The organism is Microvirga sp. P4_A5 (genome assembly GCF_056402495.1).
Genome location: NZ_JBFUHH010000183.1, coordinates 1 through 3076, shown reverse-complemented (window position 1 = coordinate 3076; position 3076 = coordinate 1). Strand labels below are relative to the sequence as shown.

4 protein-coding genes and 1 pseudogene are annotated in these 3076 nt (G+C 60.9%); all 5 read left to right on the top strand.

The annotated features are described in order from the left end of the window. On the top strand, positions 1 to 638 hold a 638-nt coding region (locus AC1DVM_RS22890; protein ID WP_477258400.1), incomplete at its 5' end, for a transporter substrate-binding domain-containing protein. A 16-nt stretch (positions 639 to 654) separates the two neighbouring features. Then, positions 655 to 1314, top strand: a complete 660-nt coding sequence (locus AC1DVM_RS22885) for an amino acid ABC transporter permease (protein WP_477258398.1) — start codon at positions 655 to 657, stop codon at positions 1312 to 1314. Positions 1315 to 1332: 18 nt separating this feature from the next. Continuing rightward, complete coding sequence (locus tag AC1DVM_RS22880; RefSeq protein ID WP_477258396.1) at positions 1333 to 1989, top strand: amino acid ABC transporter permease; 657 nt, start codon at positions 1333 to 1335, stop codon at positions 1987 to 1989. An 8-nt stretch (positions 1990 to 1997) separates the two neighbouring features. Then, entirely contained in the window at positions 1998 to 2762 is a 765-nt protein-coding gene (locus AC1DVM_RS22875; protein WP_477258402.1) for an amino acid ABC transporter ATP-binding protein, read from the top strand. 203 nt (positions 2763 to 2965) lie between these two features. Continuing rightward, positions 2966 to 3076 (top strand): annotated as a pseudogene (locus tag AC1DVM_RS22870) (IS6 family transposase); the annotation flags it as partial.

The following is a 3076-nucleotide window of genomic DNA, read 5'->3' as shown; positions in this document are numbered from 1 at the left end:
TCATCGCCCAGGGTCTCTTCGGCGATGCGACGAAAATCGAGTTCGTCAACCAGGCGTCCGATGCCCGCATTCCAAACATTGTTACCAGCAAGGTTGATATTGCCTGTCAGTTCGTGACGATTACCGCCGCTCGGGCGCAGCAGGTGGCGTTCACCATTCCCTATTACCGCGAGGGCGTGAGCCTGATGTTGGTAAAGGGCGGAAAATACGCCGACTACGCTGCGATGAAGGCGGCAGGCAACAAAGTAACGGTATCGGTTCTCCAGAACGTGTTTGCCGAAGGAATGGTGCGCGACGCGCTTCCGGAGGCGAAGGTCGATCAGTTCGAAAGCGTCGACCTAATGTATCAGGCGCTGAATTCCGGCCGCGCCGATGCGGCCGCGACCGATTCCTCGTCGCTCCGCTACTACATGAAGCAGAATGCCGGACGCTATGTCGATTCTGGCTTCAGCTGGAATCCGCAAAGCTATGCGTGCATCGTCAAGCAGGGTGAGCCGGATTGGCTGAATTTCGTCAACGTCGCGTTGCGGGAATCGATGACCGGCACGACATTCCCGGTCTATAAGAAGGCGTTCGAACAATGGTTCGGTGAATCCCCCCCCGAGCCGAAAATCGGGTTCCCATACGAGCTTCGCTGATCGGGTCTGACAGGCCGTGGGGTATTCGCTGCATTTCGGCGCGATCTGGGCGAGCTTCGACAAGCTTCTGTTGGGGCTCGCCATCGGTCTTGGATTGGCTGTCGGCGCTGTCCTGATCGGGACCTTCATCGGACTGCTGGCGGCGTTCGCCAGCGTCGGGCCATCTCGCGTCGGCCGTTTGATAGCAGGATCCTACGTCACGCTGATCCGGAACCTGCCGCTCCTCGTGCTGGTCCTGCTGGTCTATTTCGCGCTTCCGCAAGCAGGTTTTCGGCTCGACAAGTATGAGAGCTTCATCGGCGCGCTCGCGCTCTATTCGGGCGCGTACCTGACGGAGGTTTTTCGGGGCGGGTTGCTTTCGGTGCCGAAAGGGGTGATTGAGGCTGGCCGTGCGATTGGCCTCACGCGATTTCAGACTGGCCTTTGGGTCACCGCGCCGATCATGTTGCGCAACGCCCTGCCATCCCTCGGCAACACGTTCATCGGAATGTTCAAGGACAGTTCCATCGCGGCCGCGATCGCCATTCCGGAACTGACTTTCGAAGCCCGCAAGATCAACGTGGATACTTTCCGTGTCGTCGAGACGTGGCTGGTGGCAAGCGCCCTCTACGTGGCGACGTGCTTTGCCATCGCGTCGCTGCTGCGCGGCCTCGAACGTCGCTTTCCCAAGTTCTGAGCAGGGAAAGGCACGCGCATGGAATTGTTCCTCGACCAGGTCTGGACAGCGCGTTGGCCGCTCTGGGATGGCTTCCTTCTGACGATCGGGATTGCGGCCGCGGCGATTGCCTGCGGCACGGCGCTCGGCTGCCTCGTCGGAATCCAGCTCGTCTATGCGCCGGCTTTGGTGCGGTTGCCCTTCCGCATCTACGTCGACGTGATGCGGGGGACGCCGTTGCTCGTCCTGATCCTTGCGGCATTCTACATCCCGTCGGTGGCCGGCTTGAACCTCAGCGCCACCCAGGCGGGGATCCTTGCGTTGGCGCTTTTTGCCGGCGCCCATATCGGCGAGTTGCTGCGTGGCGCCTTGCAGTCCATTCCGCCCGGTCAGGCGGAGGCGGCGCGCAGCATCGGCCTGACCTTTCCGCAGATGCTCGCCTATGTGCTCCTCCCGCAGGCTCTGCGGAGCGCCCTGCCGCCTTGGATCAACACCGGCGTCGAACTCATCAAAGGTTCGAGTCTGCTGTCGATGATCGGCGTCGGCGAGTTGCTGCTGAAGACCCAGGAAGTCATCGGCCGAAACTTCATGACCATTGAATTTTATGTCTTTGCCGGCGTTCTTTATCTGATAGCCAACATTTTCCTCGATCAGGTCGGAAAATCCGTCGAACGCCGCGTCGGAGGGCATCCATGAACGAAACCATGTGTCCCTTGCTGGAGATCCGGGGCCTGCGGAAGCAATTCGGGACGCTGGAGGTTCTCAAGGGTGTCGACCTCGCCCTGAACCCGCGCGAGGTGGTGTCGATCATCGGTTCGAGCGGGTCCGGCAAGACGACACTTCTGCGATGCGTCAACCTTTTGGAGGAATTTCAGGACGGCGATATCGTGCTCGATGGCGAAACCATCGGGTATCGTATGTCGGGCGGGCGTCGGCAACGCCTGCGCGACCGCGACTTATCGCGGCAGCGGTCGATGACCGGAATGGTCTTTCAGAGCTTCAATCTGTTTCCGCACCTCACCGCCGCCGGAAATGTGATGCTTGGCCTGCGCAAGGTCCGCCGTCTCGGCCGCGACGAGGCGCGCGCGATCGCGGAGAAGTGGCTCGGGCGGGTCGGGCTTGGCCCCCGCGCCGACCATTACCCAAGTCAACTCTCGGGCGGACAGCAGCAGCGTGTCGCCATTGCGCGCGCTCTCGCGATGGATCCCAAACTGGTGCTTCTGGACGAGGTCACATCCGCGCTCGACCCCGAACTCGTTCAGGAGGTGCTGAATACCGTGAAAAGCATCGCCGACGACGGCGCCACGTTGCTGATCGTCACGCACGAGATGAGATTCGCGCGCGACGTGTCGAATCGAGTTGTATTCATGGAGCAAGGTCAGATCGTCGAGGATGGCCCGCCCTCGGAGATCTTCGGGAATCCGCGCAGCCAACGTCTTGCCGAGTTCCTTCGCAACACGCGCACGTGAAAGCGGCAACGATTGTGTCGGAGGCCGCGCATAAGGGCGATGCCGGCCGGGTGCCCATGCCGCATACCTCGCATCTTTGGCACGTTTCAGGGGTTCGGGAGCCGAAGCGTGATACGATCGGCACTGGTCTTCGCCGGGCTCGTCGCAAACTTTTTGTTTCCTGTTACCTGCTACCTTGGCTGTCCAGTTCGGGGAAGGACGTCATGTTCAAAGGTCGGCATTTCGATCGCTCGGTGATCCTGCTCTGCGTCCGGTGGTATCTCGCGTATGGTCTGAGCCTGCGCAACCTCGAAGAGATGATGGCCGAGCGAGGC

Coding starts and splice junctions, on each gene's coding strand:
- AC1DVM_RS22880 (WP_477258396.1), top strand. CDS start 1,333: ATGGAATTGTTCCTCGACCAGGTCTGGACAGCGCGTTGGCCGCTCTGG.
- AC1DVM_RS22875 (WP_477258402.1), top strand. CDS start 1,998: ATGTGTCCCTTGCTGGAGATCCGGGGCCTGCGGAAGCAATTCGGGACG.